This is a genomic window from Burkholderia sp. AU18528, assembly GCF_002223215.2.
Taxonomy (GTDB): domain Bacteria; phylum Pseudomonadota; class Gammaproteobacteria; order Burkholderiales; family Burkholderiaceae; genus Burkholderia; species Burkholderia semiarida.
The window spans coordinates 1,516,541-1,531,310 of record NZ_NKFC02000006.1 but is presented as its reverse complement, the minus strand read 5'-3'; the positions used below and the strand labels follow the sequence as shown (position 1 = coordinate 1,531,310).

Genomic DNA, 14,770 nt, shown 5'->3' with positions numbered 1-14,770 from the left:
CGCTGCCCCCCGACGGGGCGATCAATCTTCTTGGGGCGGCCCGACGAGGACTGACGACATGATCGAGATCGATCTGACCGGGCAGGTGGCGGTGGTGACGGGCGGTTCGTCCGGCATCGGCCTCGCGACCGCCGAACGGTTCCTGCAGGCGGGCGCGTCGGTCGCGATCTGCGGCCGCGACGGCGAGCGCCTCGCCCGCGCCGAAGCGATGCTGCGCGACAAGTACGCAAGCGAACGACTGCTGGCCGCGCGCTGCGACGTGCTCGACGAAGCCGACGTGACCGCGTTCGCGCAAGCGGTGTCCACGCGTTTCGGCCGTGCCGACATGCTGGTCAACAATGCAGGCCAGGGCCGCGTGTCGACTTTCGCCGATACGACCGACGACGCCTGGCGCGAAGAACTCGAATTGAAGTACTTCAGCATCATCCGTCCGACGCGCGCCTTCCTGCCGCTGCTGCGCGATGCGGCCGCGCCGACGATCACCTGCGTGAACTCGCTGCTCGCGCTGCAGCCGGAGCCACACATGGTCGCGACGTCGTCGGCGCGCGCCGGCGTGCTGAGCCTCGTGAAATCGCTCGCGACCGAACTGGCGCCGCAGCGCATCCGCGTGAACTCGATCCTGATCGGCATCGTCGAGTCGGGGCAGTGGCGCCGCCGCTACGACACGCAGGCGCAGCCCGGCGAAAGCTGGGAAGACTGGACGGGCGCGCTCGCCCGCAAGAAGAACATTCCGCTGAATCGCTTCGGCAAGCCCGACGAGGCCGCCTGGGCACTTTTTTATCTCGCAACGCATCTGTCGTCCTACACGACGGGCAGCCATATCGACGTTTCTGGAGGCTTTGCACGCCATGTCTAAAAAAACCACGGTTGGCGAGCTGATTGCCGCCTTTCTCGAGCAGTGCGGCGTGAAAACCGCGTTCGGCGTCATCTCGATCCACAACATGCCGATCCTCGACGCGATCAACTCGCGCGGCAACATCCGCTATGTCGGGGCGCGCGGTGAGGCCGGCGCGCTGAACATGGCCGACGGGCTGGCCCGCGTGTCGGGCGGGCTCGGCGTCGCGTTCACGAGCACGGGCACGGCGGCCGGCAATGCGGCCGGCGCGATGGTCGAGGCACTGACGGCCGGCACCGCGCTCCTGCACGTGACCGGGCAGATCGAGACGCCGTATCTCGACCGCGATCTCGCGTACATCCACGAAGCGCCCGACCAGTTGTCGATGCTCGACTCGATCTCGAAGGCCGCGTTCCGCGTGCGCACCGTCGAAACCGTGCTGCCGACGATCCGCGAAGCCGTGCGCATCGCGCAGACCGCGCCGACGGGCCCCGTGTCCGTCGAGATTCCGATCGACATCCAGGCGGCCGAAATCGAATGGCCGGAAGATCTCGCACCCGCCCACGTCGCGGTGCGCGAGCACGACACCGCGCGCGTCGCGAAGCTTGCCGACGCACTCGCGGCCAAGCGCCGCCCGCTGCTGTGGCTCGGCGGCGGCGCGCGCCATGCACGCGAGGAAGTCGAACGCCTCGTGAAGCTCGGCTTCGGTGTCGTGACGAGCGTGCAGGGCCGCGGCGTGCTGCCGGAAGATCACCCGGCGACGCTCGGCGCGTTCAACGTGCATGCGTCGGTCGAAGCGTTCTACAAGACCTGCGACGCGCTCGTCGTGGTCGGCTCGCGCCTGCGCGGCAACGAGACGCTGAAGTACAAGCTCGCGCTGCCGCAGCCGCTGTTCCGCGTCGATGCCGACGCGCTCGCCGACAACCGCGGCTATCGCAACGAACTGTTCGTGCATGGCGATTCGAAGCGCGTGCTGGCTGAACTGGCCGACCGCCTCGAAGGCCGGCTGTCCGTCGATCCGCAATTCGCGGCCGATCTCGCGGCGGCCCGCGAAGACGCGGTGGCCGACGTGGCGAAGGGGCTCGGGCCGTACAAGAAGCTCGTCGACACGCTGCAGGGCGCCGTCGGCCGCGACTACAACTGGGTGCGCGACGTGACGATCTCGAACAGCACGTGGGGCAACCGCCTGCTGAAGATCTTCGAGCCGCGCTCGGGCGTGCATGCGCTCGGCGGCGGCATCGGCCAGGGCATCCAGATGGGCATCGGCGCGGCGCTCGCGGGCGCCGCGGCGAAGACGGTCTGCCTCGTCGGCGACGGCGGCCTGATGGTCAACGTCGGCGAACTCGTGACGGCCGTGCAGGAAAACGCGAACGTGATGATCGTGCTGATGAACGACCAGTGCTACGGCGTGATCCGCAACATCCAGGACGCGCACTACGGCGGCCGCCGCTGCTTCGTGCAGCTGCACCAGCCCGATTTCGCGCAGTTCTGCGCGAGCTTCGGCCTCACGCACTACCGGATCACGTCGCTCGACCAGGCCGAGGCGATCGTGCGCGAAGGGATCGCGAAGGAAGGGCCGGTGATGGTCGAGGTCGACATGCTGTCGGTCGGCTCGTTCGCGTCCGCCTTCGCGGGCCCGCCGGTGAAGCAGGAAGCGCCGACGGAGCGCCAGTATGCATAACGGGCAAAAGCGGGCGCACGCCCCGGTCGACATCGCGATGATCGGCTTCGGCGCGATCGGCGCGGCCGTGTACCACGCGGTCGAGCACGATGCGTCGCTGCGCGTCGCGCACGTGATCGTGCCGGAACACCAGCGCGCGGCGGTACAGCGTGATCTCGGCGGCGCGGTGGAGGTCGTGTCGTCGGTCGACGCGCTGGCCCGCCGCCCCGAGTTCGCGCTCGAATGCGCGGGCCACAGCGCGCTCGTCGATCACGTCGTGCCGCTGCTGAAGGCCGGCACCGACTGCGCGGTCGCGTCGATCGGCGCGCTGTCCGATCTCGCGCTGCTCGACGTGCTGTCGCAGGCCGCCGACGAAGGCGGCACGACGGTGACGCTGCTGTCGGGTGCGATCGGCGGCATCGACGCGCTGGCGTCCGCGAAGCAGGGCGGCCTCGACGAAGTGCTGTACGTCGGCCGCAAGCCGCCGCTCGGCTGGCTCGGCACGCCGGCCGAGGCACTGTGCGACCTGCACGCGATGACCGAAGAGAAGGTGATCTTCGAAGGCACCGCGCGCGACGCCGCGCGGCTCTATCCGAAGAACGCGAACGTCGCGGCGACGGTCGCGCTCGCGGGCCTCGGGCTCGACGCGACCCACGTGCGCCTGATCGCCGATCCGGCGGTCGCGCGCAACGTGCATCGCATCACCGCGCGCGGCGCGTTCGGCGAGATGTCGCTGGAAATGAGCGGCAAGCCGCTGCCCGACAACCCGAAGACGTCCGCGCTGACGGCGTACAGCGCGATCCGCGCGCTGCGCAACCGCGCGGCCCGCTGCGTGATCTGACCGGACCATCGAGCGTTCGCCCGCGCCACGGCGAGGGCGGATGCGCAGAGACAGATTTGTGGGATTGGTGACATGACTTCTTTCGATACGAGCCTCGTGCCCGACGGCAACATCCTGATCGGCGGCGAGTGGCGGCGCGGCCGTGGCGCGCCTTACACGAGCATCTATCCGGCCGACCAGACGGTGAACATGGAAGTGTCGACGGCGAACGCGGAAGACGCGGCCGACGCCGTCGCGGCCGCCGACGCCGCATGGCGCCGCGCCGACTGGGCCGGGCTCAAACCGCACCAGCGCGCGCAGGTGCTGTACCGCGTCGCGGACCTGATCATGCAGCGCCACGAAGCGCTCGCGCACCTGCAGCGCCGCGACAACGGCAAGCCGATCGGCGAGACGCGCGTGCTGGTGGCCAGCGCCGCGAGCACGTTCCGCTATTTCGCGGCCTGCCTCGAAACGCTCGACGAAGAACTGACGCCGTCGCGCGGCGATTACCTGACGATGAGCGTGTACGAGCCGATCGGCGTGATCGCGGCGATCACGCCGTGGAATTCGCCGATCGCGTCCGACGCGCAGAAGCTTGCGCCGGCGCTGGCCGGCGGCAACGCGGTGGTGCTCAAGCCGGCCGAGGTCACGCCGCTCGTGTCGCTCGCGCTGGCGCGCATCTGTGAGGAAGCCGGCGTGCCGAAGGGCGTGCTGAGCGTGCTGCCGGGCAAGGGTTCGGTGATCGGCGACGTGCTCGTGCGCCATCCGCTGGTGAAGAAGGTGTCGTTCACCGGCGGCACCGAGGTAGGCCGCGGCATCGCGCGCATCGCGGCCGAGAAGCTGATGCCCGTGTCGCTCGAACTGGGCGGCAAGTCGCCGACGATCGTGTGCGACGACGCCGATCTCGATCACGCGGTCAACGGCGTGCTGTACGGGATCTTCAGCTCGTCGGGCGAGGCGTGCATCGCCGGGTCGCGGCTGTTCGTGCAGCGCGCGGTGTACGACGCATTCATGCAGCGCCTGGTGGCCGGCGCGCGCAAGCTGCGCGTGGGCGACCCGACGCGGCCCGACACGCAGATGGGCCCGCTGATCACCGCGAAGCATCGCGAGTCGGTGGAACGCTACGTCGCGCTCGGGCTGGAAGAAGGCGGCCGCCTGCTGTGCGGCGGCGAGCGGCCGACGGGCGACGGGCGCGAGCACGGCTTCTTCTATCAGCCGACGATTCTCGAGGGCTTGCCGAACAGCGCACGCATCTGCCAGGAGGAAATCTTCGGGCCGGTGCTGGTCGCGATGCCGTTCGACGACGAAGCGTCGCTGATCGCACAGGCGAACGACAGCGTGTTCGGCCTCGCGGCCGGCATCTGGACGCGCGACTACAAGCGTGCGTGGCGCATCGCGCGGGCGCTGGAGACGGGCACCGTGTGGATCAACACGTACAAGCTGTTCTCGATCTCCACGCCGTTCTCGGGCTGGAAGGAGAGCGGGATGGGGCGCGAGAAGGGGCGTCTCGGCATCCGCGAATACATGCAGCAGAAGAGCCTCTACTGGGGCTTGAACGACGCGCCGCTGCCGTGGGCGAACTGAGCGAAGGGGAATGACGCAATGAGCATCTTGGGAATCGAGCAGATCACGTACGGTGTCGACGACCTCGCCACCTGCCGGCGCTTTTTCGCCGACTGGGGCTTGAAGGAAGTCGCGCACGACGACACCCGCGCCCGTTTCGAAACGCTGAACGGCTGCACCGTGCTGGTCGTGCGGGCCGACGATCCGTCGCTGCCGCCCGCATTCGAAGCCGGCCCGACGCTGCGTGAAGTCACGTGGGGCGTCGCGACGCGGCAGGAACTCGACGCGCTGCGCACGAAGCTCGCCGGCCAGCCCGGCTATTACGCGCAGGACGACGCGGTCGGCTGCATCGATCCGAACGGGATGGCGATCCGCGTCGAAGTCACGCGCAAGCGCGCACTCGACATCACGGGCTCGCCGTCGAACGTGTGGGGCCAGACGCTGCGCGTCGACCAGCCGAGCCCGATCTATGCGCGTGCGGAGCCGGTCGAGGTCGGGCACGTCGTGTTCTTCACGAACCGCCTCGACGCGCAGGAAACGTTCTATCACGAACTGCTCGGCTTCGAGACGTCGGACCGTTACCCGGGCCGCGGTGCGTTCATGCGCTGCGCGCCGCACGGCGGCCATCACGACCTGTTCCTGCTCGCGCTGCCGAATGGAAAACGCGGCCTGAACCACGTCGCGTTCACCGTGCGCGACATCCACGAAGTGTTCGGCGGCGGCATGCACATCGACCGCTGCGGCTGGCAAACGCAGCTCGGCCCGGGGCGTCATCCGGTGTCGTCCGCGTACTTCTGGTACTTCCAGAACCCGGCCGGCGCATTGATCGAATACTACGCGGACGAGGACGTGCTGACACCCGAGTGGCAGCCGCGCGAATTCGAGCCGGGCCCGACCGTGTTCGCCGAATGGGCGGTCGACGGCGGCCTCGACGGCAACACGCGCCGGCAGAAGAACGCGAAGGCGCCGGAAGGCAAGTTCATGACGGAGCGCAAATCGTGAGCGAAACGAACTCGCAGGAATCGGCCGCGCCGGGCACCGTCGTCGTGATCGGCGGGGGCCAGGCCGCCGGCTGGGTGCTGAAGACGCTGCGCGCGGAAGGCTTCGCGGGCCGCCTCGTGATGATCGCCGACGAGCCGCACTTGCCGTACGAGCGCCCGCCGCTGTCGAAGGCCGTGCTGGCCGGCGACGCCGACATCGAAACCGTGCGCGTCGTGCGCCCCGACGAATTCGATGCGCTGAGCGTCGAAGCGTGGCAGCCGGAACGTGCGGCGTCGATCGATCGCGCGCGCCGCGTGGTGAAGACCGAAAGCGGCCGCGAGATCGCATACGACCGGCTCGTGATCGCGACCGGCGGCACGTCGCGCCGCTTGCCCGATGCGCTCGTCAACACGCCGAACCTGCATTACCTGCGCACGCTCGACGAAGCGGCCGCGCTCGGCGAGAAGCTGCGCGCGAGCCGGCGCGTGCTCGTGATCGGCGGCGGCTGGATCGGCCTCGAAGTCGCGGCAACGGCGCGCAAGCTCGGCGTCGATGCGATCGTGGTCGAAGGTGCGCCGCGCCTGTGCGGCCGTTCGGTGCCGCAGATCGTGTCGGACTTCCTGCTCGACCTGCATCGTTCGAACGGTGTCGATGTGCGGACGGGCGCGGCGCTCGCGTCGCTCGACCCGCAGCCGGATGACGCGTCGAAGGTACGCGCGACGCTTGCCGACGGCACGACGATCGACGCCGATTTCGCGGTGGCCGGCATCGGCCTCGCGCTGAACGTGTCGCTCGCGAGCGACGCGGGGCTCGCGATCGACGACGGCATCGTCGTCGACGAATACGGCGCGACCAGCGATCCGGCGATCTTCGCGTGCGGCGACGTCGCGAACCATCACAACGGCTGGCTGAAGCGGCGCGTGCGGCTCGAATCGTGGGCCAACGCGCAGAACCAGGCGATCGCGGCGGCGAAGGCCGTGCTCGGCGTGCGCGCACCGTACGCGGAGATTCCGTGGTTCTGGTCCGATCAGTACGACGTGAACCTGCAGATCCTCGGCGATCTGCCGGCCGATGCGCAGCTCGTCGTGCGCGGCGATCTCGCCGCCCGCCGTGCGACGCTGTTTTTCGTTGGCGACGGGCATGTGAGAGGTGTCGTCGCGGTGAACAACGCGCGTGAGTTGAAGCTCGCGCGCAAGTGGATGAACCAGGGCCGGGCGGTGGATACGGAAGCTCTGGCAGACACGACCCAGGCGCTTGCCTGACCGGCCCAACCCGGAAAGAGATCCAGGAGATACCCCGCATGAGCACTTTCGACAACGTCGTGGCCGGCAGGGCCACGATGGAAGCTGCCGCCGCCACGCCCGGTGCGATCATCGCGCGGCTCGAGCGGCTGCCGGCCAACGCGATGCAGATCCGCGCGCGCGTGCTGATCGGCACCGCGACGTTCTTCGACGGCTTCGACGTGATCACGATCGCGGCGACGCTGCCGCTGCTGATTCACAAGTGGGGGCTGTCGCCGACGCAGATCGGCATGCTGATCGCGTCCGGCGCGATCGGTCAGCTGATCGGCGCATTCCTGTTTCCCGCGCTCGCCGAAAAGCACGGCCGCGTGAAGGCGATTGCGTGGAGTTCGGCGGTGATCGGGATCACGAGCATCGCGTGCGGCTTCGCGCCGACGTTCGAGGTATTCGTGCTGCTGCGGATCCTGCAGGGGCTCGGGCTCGGCGGCGAATTGCCGGTCGCCGCGACGTACATCAACGAGATCACGCGCGCGCATGGCCGCGGCCGCTTCGTGCTGCTGTACGAGATCGTGTTCCCGATCGGCCTGCTCGTGTCGATGGCGCTCGGCGCCTGGCTCGTTCCGCGCTTCGGCTGGGAGATCATGTACTTCGTCGGCGGGCTGCCGCTGCTTCTGTCGCTCGTGCTCACGCATCTCGTGCCGGAGTCGCCTCGCTGGCTCGCGTCGCGCGGGCGGCTCGCGGAAGCCGGGCGTGCGGTCGGCGCGTTCGAGGAATCGGTGCGCGGCGAGTTGCCGCCGGCCACGCAGGCGGCCGCGTTCGACGAGATGGTGCGTCAGCATCCGAAGCGCAGGATGAGCGACCTGTTCAGCGCCGCGTATCGCAAGCGCACGCTCGCGGTGGCGACGCTGTGGGCGACCTGCGGGTTCATCCAGTACGGGCTGTCGACCTGGCTGCCGACGATCTACAAGAACTTCTATCACGCGCCGCTGCAGCTCGCGCTGAACCTCGCGGTGATCGGCTCGGTGATGGGCGTGCTCGGGTCGCTGGCCTCCGCGCTGCTGGTCGACAAGCTCGGCCGCAAGCCGGTGATCGTGTGGTCGTTCGTGCTGTGCGCACTGTCGCTGGCGTTCGCGGGCATCTATCACGCGTCGTCGGTGTATGTGGTCGCGACTTTCTGCTCGCTGTCGCTCGGGCTGATGGCGTCGGGCTTCATTACCGCGTACGTCTATACGCCGGAGCAGTATCCGACGAGCATTCGCGCGTCGGGCTGCGGGCTCGGCAGCGCGTGGCTGAAGATCGCGTCGTTCGCGGCGCCGATGATCGTGCCGCACGCGATCATCGGCGGGAACCTCGCGCCGGCGTTCTACCTGATCGGCATCGTGCCGCTGATCGCGGCGGCGACCGTGCACTTCGTCGGGATCGAGACGAAGGGGAAGGTGCTGGAGGCGCTCGAGGCGTAAGCGTGGCCGGCAGTCACGGTCCAGGTACTCGGGCCCGGGAGATGTTCCCCGGGCCCTTTTATTTCGCCGCGGTCCGTCGTTCCATGTGGAGCGCTGCCAACGGGCGCCATGGTTGCCGCACGGCTCACGTGTTCTAATTCACGGTCCCGATTTTCATCAGACCGTCGCCATGCCCCTGTTCGAACCCGTCACGCTGAATACGTCCCGCCTCGTCCTGCGGCCGCTTCGCGACGCCGACGCACACGCTTTCTTCGAGATCTGGTCCGATGCGGAGGCGATGCGCTACTTCTCGTTCTCGCCGATGACGCAGCTCGAACAGGCCGAGGCGCGCGTCGCGCGCAACGTGCAGACCGCCGCGAGCGGGGAGAGCCAGACCTGCGTGCTCGAACTGCGGGAGACTGGCGAAGCGCTCGGCGAATGCGCGCTGTTCCATGCGAACGCGCAGTGCCGGCGCGCGGAGATCGGCTTCAGCCTGCGGCGCAGGTTCTGGGGCGGCGGATACATGCGCGAAGCGGCGACGGCCGTGATCGATCATGCCTTCGCCACGCTGCGACTGAACCGCCTCGAAGCCGATATCGATCCGCGCAATGCCGCGTCGGCGCGGCTGCTCGAACGGCTCGGCTTCGTGCGGGAAGGGCTGCTGCGCGAACGCTGGATCGTCGGCGACGAAGTGTCGGACAGTGCGCTATACGGGTTGCTGGCGCGCGAGCGTCGCGCGTAAACGGCCGACTTGCCGGATTCACCGGGCGAACGTACGCTTGGTCGATATCACGGTCCACCCACAGGTTCTCGACCATGCAAGCTCGTCCTCTGCGTCTTTCCCCCGGCGACGATCTGCGCGGCGCGATCGAGCTGGCGTTGCGCCGCCACGATTCGCACGCGGCCTTCGTGATCCAGGGCATCGGCAGCCTGAGCGTCGCGCAGTTGCGTTTCGCCGGCGCCGATCAGCCGGCCGAGCTGCGCGGCGACCTCGAAATCCTGACGCTGGCCGGCTCGGTGTCGCCGGACGGCGCGCATCTGCATATGTCGATCTCGGATGCAGCCGGCCGCGTGACGGGCGGCCACGTCGCGAGCGGCTGCGTGGTGCGCACGACGGCCGAGATCCTGCTCGCGCTGCTGCCCGCGCATCGTTTTTCGCGCGAGCCCGATGCGGACACCGGTTTCAACGAACTGGTGATTCGGAGCGCGCCTTCGTGAGCGGGGCGGCGACGCCGCATCGACACCGCGATGCGCCGATCGCTGCGTCCTTTGCGCGCCGCATAAAAAAGGCGCCGCGGCCATGCGGCCCGCGGCGCCTGGTGCGCGGCGACGTCGACCACCCGCCGCCGCCCGGTTGCGCGCTTAGATCTGCACGGTGTCGGCGACTTCCTTGAAGTCCTCGATCTGGTCGAAGTTCATGTACTGATAGATCTTGTCGCCGTTCGCGGTGAGCACGCCCATGTCGGCCATGTACTCTTCCTTGGTCGGGATCTTGCCCAGACGCGAGCAGATCGCCGCCAGTTCCGCCGAGCCGAGGTACACGTTCGTGTTCTTGCCGAGGCGGTTCGGGAAGTTGCGGGTCGACGTCGACATCACCGTCGCGCCTTCGCGCACCTGCGCCTGGTTACCCATGCACAGCGAGCAGCCCGGCATTTCGGTGCGTGCGCCGGCCGTGCCGAACACGCCGTAGTGGCCTTCTTCCGTCAATTGCTTCTGGTCCATCTTGGTCGGCGGCGCGACCCACAGCTTGACCGGAATGTCGCGCTTGCCTTCCAGCAGCTTCGACGCGGCGCGGAAGTGACCGATATTGGTCATGCACGAGCCGATGAACACTTCGTCGATCTTCGCACCGGCGACGTCGGACAGCGTCTTCACGTCGTCCGGATCGTTCGGGCACGCGACGATCGGCTCATGGATGTCGGCGAGGTCGATTTCGATGACGGCCGCGTATTCGGCGTCGGCGTCCGGCGCGAGCAGTTGCGGGTCGGCCAGCCACTGTTCCATCGCCGCGATCCGGCGCTGCAGGCTGCGCGGATCCTGGTAGCCCTGCGCGATCATCCACTTGAGCAGCGTGATGTTGCTGTTCAGGTATTCGATGATCGGCTCCTTGTTCAGGCGCACCGTGCAACCGGCAGCCGAACGCTCGGCGGACGCGTCCGACAGCTCGAACGCTTGCTCGACCTTGAGGTCGGGCAGGCCTTCGATCTCGAGAATGCGGCCCGAGAAGATGTTCTTCTTGCCTTGCTTCGCGACCGTCAGCATGCCTTGCTTGATCGCGTACAGCGGAATCGCGTTGACGAGGTCACGCAGCGTGACGCCCGGCTGCATCTTGCCCTTGAAGCGGACCAGCACCGATTCCGGCATGTCGAGCGGCATCGTGCCGGTGGCGGCCGCGAATGCGACGAGGCCCGAGCCTGCCGGGAAGCTGATGCCGATCGGGAAGCGCGTGTGCGAATCGCCGCCGGTGCCGACGGTGTCGGGCAGCAGCATGCGGTTCAGCCACGAGTGGATCACGCCGTCGCCCGGGCGCAGCGCGATGCCGCCGCGCGTGCTGATGAAGTTCGGCAGCGTCTGGTGCGTCTTCACGTCGACCGGCTTCGGGTATGCGGCGGTGTGGCAGAACGACTGCATCACGAGGTCGGCCGAGAAGCCGAGGCACGCGAGGTCCTTCAGTTCGTCGCGGGTCATCGGGCCGGTGGTGTCCTGCGAGCCGACCGACGTCATCTTCGGTTCGCAGTACGTGCCCGGGCGCACGCCCTGGCCTTCCGGCAGACCGCACGCGCGGCCGACCATCTTCTGCGCGAGCGAGAAGCCCTTGCCGCTGTCGGCCGGCTGGTGCGGCAGGCGGAACAGCGTCGACGGCGGCAGGCCGAGCGCTTCACGCGCCTTCGCGGTCAGGCCGCGGCCGATGATCAGCGGAATGCGGCCGCCGGCGCGCACTTCGTCGAACAGCACGTCGGACTTCACCTGGAATTCGGCGATGACCTTGCCGTCCTTCAGCGCCTTGCCTTCGTACGGGCGCAGTTCGACCACGTCGCCCATGTTCATCTGCGACACGTCGAGCTCGATCGGCAGCGCGCCGGCGTCTTCCATCGTATTGTAGAAGATCGGGGCGATCTTGCCGCCGAGGCACACGCCGCCGAAGCGCTTGTTCGGCACGAACGGGATGTCCTCGCCGGTGAACCACAGCACCGAGTTGGTGGCCGACTTGCGCGAGGAGCCGGTGCCGACCACGTCGCCGACGTACGCGACCAGGTGGCCCTTTTCCTTCAGCGATTCGATGAACTTGACGGGGCCGCGCTTGCCGTCTTCTTCCGGCGTGATGCCCGGGCGCGCGTTCTTCAGCATCGCCAGCGCGTGCATCGGGATGTCGGGGCGGGTGGTGGCGTCCGGCGCCGGCGACAGGTCGTCGGTGTTGGTTTCGCCCGTGACCTTGAAGACGGTGATGGTCAGGCTTTCCGGCACTTCCGGACGGCTCGTGAACCATTCGGCATCGGCCCAGCTCTGCAGCACGGCCTTCGCGTGCGCGTTGCCCTTGTCGGCGAGTTCCTTCACGTCATGGAACTGGTCGAACATCAGCAGGGTTTTCTTCAGCGCGTCGGCGGCGACCGCGGCGACGGCTTCGTCGGACAGCAGCTCGATCAGCGGCTGGATGTTGTAGCCGCCGAGCATCGTGCCGAGGAGTTCGGTCGCGCGCGCCCGCGAGATCAGCGGGCAGGCGGTCTCGCCCTTGGCCACGGCGGCCAGGAAGCCGGCCTTCACGCGGGCGGCTTCGTCGACGCCGGCCGGCACGCGATGGGTGATCAGGTCGAGCAGTGTCTGCTCTTCGCCGGCGGGCGGGTTCGTCAGCAATTCGACCAGTTCGGCGGTTTGCTGAGCCGTCAGCGGCAGGGGAGGAATACCGAGCGCGGCGCGGGCGGCCACGTGAGCACGAAAGTTTTCAAGCATGGGGAGACCTGCTGATATTGCGTTGGAGGGGAAGGCCTTGCCGGCACTCCGGGGCTATTCCAGGCACTGCTTTGAGCGGGATTCTAGTCTCAATGGTCTGGAACGTCAAATGTCTTATGTCTTATATAAGACTTAGGGGTGGGGAAAGACGGGGCGCGGCCGTATGGCGCAGCCGGCCTTGTCGGGCGGATGCTGGGGTGTCGGTTCAGGTCCGTCGGTGTCGCACATATCTGCACAAGCGCGCAGGAAACGGTACACACCGGGCGCGTTCGGGCCGCTACGCTTGCTGTCACGCGGCTTGCATCGAGTATCGGAACGGGAGGCGGGGGTCGTCGCGCGCCTGTCGATTCGCCCCGGGCGGCAGCGATTCCCTTGACTCCGGCGATCCACAACATGCGCTCCAGAGACGCGATTTTCCTGATGATGGCGCTCGTCGCGTCGCCGGCCGTTCACGCGGCCGCGCCCGGCGACGAAACGCGGGATGCGGCGAGCCGGCCGGTCGCGCTGGTCTATCGCGGTCCTGCCGCGTGCGAAGGGTGCGCCGAAACCATCGCCAGACGCCTGCGGGAATCGGCCCACCGGTTCCGGGTGATCTACGTGGGACCGGCGGAAAAGCTCAAGATCACGCCCGCGGCGCTGGCCGGTGCGGCGCTCTACGTGCAGCCCGGCGGCGGGCAGGACATTCCCGGCGCGGCAGCCAGCATCGGCCGAAACGAAATGCGGGCCGTGCGGCGATACGTAGCGAACGGCGGCCGATATCTCGGACTGTGCATGGGCGCCTACCTGGCCGGCGCGCAGGGTTTCGGGCTGGTTGCCGGCGATATCGACGCCGAGGTCGGCCGGCCGGGTTCGACGCTTCACGGCATCGCCGACACGGTGACGCCGGTCGTCTGGCGCGGGAAAAAGCGCTGGATCTACTTTCAGGACGGCGCGAGGCTCCCGGTCGCGCCGATCGGCTCCGGCGGGACCGTGCTGGCGATCTACCCGAACAAGGACATCGCGGCTGCCACGTACCGCTACGGCAAAGGGCGCGTCGGCCTTGCCGGTCCGCATCCGGAGGCCGATGAAAGCTGGTATCGCCAGAATGGTCTCGCGAACCCGGACGGCGTGGTGCCGGACCTGGCCTACGACCTGATCGACGCGACGATGAAGCCTTAGCGGAGTTGCCGCGGCGCGCGCGGTTTATCGCCGTTTGGCGCGATACGCGTCGAGATTCTTCCGCGCCTGCGCGCGGATCGCGTGCTGCATGAAAGGCGTCCAGCCGAGCAGCGCGCCTTTCATCCCGAGCGCCTGACGCGCCCAGCGCCACAGGTCGAAATGGTCGCGATGCTCGACGATGCGTCCGTCGCGAAACCGGAAGCGCGCATCGATCCGGTTGGCCACCATTCGGCCGGTCGCGGCGAACCGGTAATGCGCGCTCCACTGCGCGCGCCCGGCCTGGCCGTCCGCGGCGACTTCGCCGAACGTCAGCGAGAATTCCTGCGCCCGCGCGACCAGCATCCGCCACATGTCGCGCGCGAGTTCGCCGCGCAGTTCGCCGAACGCGGGATCGCTGAACACGATGTCGTCGGCATAGCACGCGAGCATCGCGTCGATGTCGCGCTGCTGAAAGGCCGTGTAGAAGCGCTGGATCAATGCGGTGTTCGGATCGGTCATGTCGGGTATGAGTGCGCAGGGAGGCGGGTAGTGACGTTCGTCGAAACGTCGAACGGAAAAGCGGCGGCGGGCAGCGCGAGCCGACACCCGCGCGAGCCACGTCGGGCGCGGCCGGCTCGGGCGCGGCTGGTTTGCCGCCGGATGATACGCGTCAGCGGGCCGCCATCGCAACGTCCTGGCTGCTGCGTCCCGTCACCAGGCAGCCCGACATGAAGGCCTCGCTCTGGCTGCCGGCGGCGGCTTCGCCGAAGCCGCGGCCGAGCGCATCGGCCTTCACTTGCGCGGCGCCTTGCTCGCATGCGAGCGGGCTGGCGTCGCGGCCCTGCGCGTGCAGGATCGCGCGATCGCCGATGAGATAGGCCAGCAGCGCGAAAACGGCGATATGTACGGCTCGTCTCATGGTTCGTCTCCTCGTCGCTCAAGCGTAACGCGGACACGTCCGACGAAGCACTTGGGGCTTCCCCCGGTAAACGTCTGCTGAAAGCGGTGGCGGGGCAGGGCGATCCCGTCCTGTTTTTCCGCCGGTGCTGGAGAGGCGGGCAATGCGCGCGAGTTTGACGAATGTCAGGGTGCGGGCGGGCGACGGCGGTCGCGCGGCCGTTCAAAGCGATAGCATGAATGCATGAT

General features: G+C 68.2%; 13 protein-coding genes. 10 read left to right on the top strand and 3 right to left on the bottom strand.

Annotated features, from left to right (window positions below; genetic code table 11):
• The first annotated feature begins 58 nt into the window (after positions 1-58).
• The 9 genes from CFB52_RS23800 (at position 59) to CFB52_RS23760 (ending at position 9,757) form a co-directional block, all read left to right on the top strand.
• Positions 59-856 (top strand): SDR family oxidoreductase, encoded by a 798-nt coding sequence (locus CFB52_RS23800; protein ID WP_099317603.1) that lies wholly within the window; start codon positions 59-61, stop codon positions 854-856.
• On the top strand, positions 849-2,516 hold the full coding sequence (locus tag CFB52_RS23795) for a thiamine pyrophosphate-binding protein (protein WP_099317602.1): 1,668 nt from the start codon (positions 849-851) through the stop codon (positions 2,514-2,516). Before CFB52_RS23800 ends, CFB52_RS23795 begins: the two co-directional genes overlap by 8 nt.
• A complete protein-coding gene (locus tag CFB52_RS23790) occupies positions 2,509-3,336 on the top strand; it encodes an aspartate dehydrogenase (RefSeq protein ID WP_059584888.1) in 828 nt (275 codons plus the stop codon). Before CFB52_RS23795 ends, CFB52_RS23790 begins: the two co-directional genes overlap by 8 nt.
• A 72-nt stretch (positions 3,337-3,408) precedes the next feature.
• The gene (locus tag CFB52_RS23785) at positions 3,409-4,899 is read left to right on the top strand and encodes an aldehyde dehydrogenase (protein WP_099317601.1); all 1,491 of its coding nucleotides are present in this window, start codon (positions 3,409-3,411) and stop codon (positions 4,897-4,899) included.
• Positions 4,900-4,917: 18 nt separating this feature from the next.
• Positions 4,918-5,880, top strand: coding sequence for a VOC family protein (locus tag CFB52_RS23780; RefSeq protein ID WP_099317600.1), 963 nt, complete (start codon positions 4,918-4,920; stop codon positions 5,878-5,880).
• The gene (locus CFB52_RS23775; protein WP_099317599.1) at positions 5,877-7,121 is read left to right on the top strand and encodes an NAD(P)/FAD-dependent oxidoreductase; all 1,245 of its coding nucleotides are present in this window, start codon (positions 5,877-5,879) and stop codon (positions 7,119-7,121) included. The genes CFB52_RS23780 and CFB52_RS23775 overlap by 4 nt, the downstream gene beginning before the upstream one ends.
• Positions 7,122-7,159: 38 nt before the next feature.
• A complete protein-coding gene (locus CFB52_RS23770; RefSeq protein ID WP_059639668.1) occupies positions 7,160-8,560 on the top strand; it encodes an MFS transporter in 1,401 nt (466 codons plus the stop codon).
• A gap of 169 nt (positions 8,561-8,729) precedes the next feature.
• Positions 8,730-9,281 carry a GNAT family N-acetyltransferase gene (locus CFB52_RS23765; RefSeq protein ID WP_099317598.1) on the top strand — a complete coding sequence of 184 codons (552 nt, stop codon included), beginning with the start codon at positions 8,730-8,732 and terminating at the stop codon, positions 9,279-9,281.
• A 74-nt stretch (positions 9,282-9,355) separates the two neighbouring features.
• The gene (locus tag CFB52_RS23760) at positions 9,356-9,757 is read left to right on the top strand and encodes a PPC domain-containing DNA-binding protein (protein WP_059584896.1); all 402 of its coding nucleotides are present in this window, start codon (positions 9,356-9,358) and stop codon (positions 9,755-9,757) included.
• Between the two features lie 144 nt (positions 9,758-9,901).
• On the opposite strand, the gene acnB is transcribed toward CFB52_RS23760, so the two are convergent.
• The gene (acnB, locus tag CFB52_RS23755) at positions 9,902-12,487 is read right to left on the bottom strand and encodes a bifunctional aconitate hydratase 2/2-methylisocitrate dehydratase (RefSeq protein WP_059584897.1); all 2,586 of its coding nucleotides are present in this window, start codon (positions 12,485-12,487) and stop codon (positions 9,902-9,904) included.
• A gap of 372 nt (positions 12,488-12,859) precedes the next feature.
• Here acnB and CFB52_RS23750 point away from each other — a divergent pair, with 372 nt between their 5' ends.
• Positions 12,860-13,645, top strand: a complete 786-nt coding sequence (locus tag CFB52_RS23750) for a BPL-N domain-containing protein (protein WP_257220626.1) — start codon at positions 12,860-12,862, stop codon at positions 13,643-13,645.
• Positions 13,646-13,669: 24 nt separating this feature from the next.
• On the opposite strand, the gene CFB52_RS23745 is transcribed toward CFB52_RS23750, so the two are convergent.
• On the bottom strand, positions 13,670-14,143 hold the full coding sequence (locus CFB52_RS23745; RefSeq protein ID WP_099317596.1) for a nuclear transport factor 2 family protein: 474 nt from the start codon (positions 14,141-14,143) through the stop codon (positions 13,670-13,672).
• 151 nt (positions 14,144-14,294) lie between these two features.
• Complete coding sequence (locus CFB52_RS23740; protein WP_059584900.1) at positions 14,295-14,543, bottom strand: hypothetical protein; 249 nt, start codon at positions 14,541-14,543, stop codon at positions 14,295-14,297.
• Between the last annotated feature and the right edge of the window lie 227 nt (positions 14,544-14,770).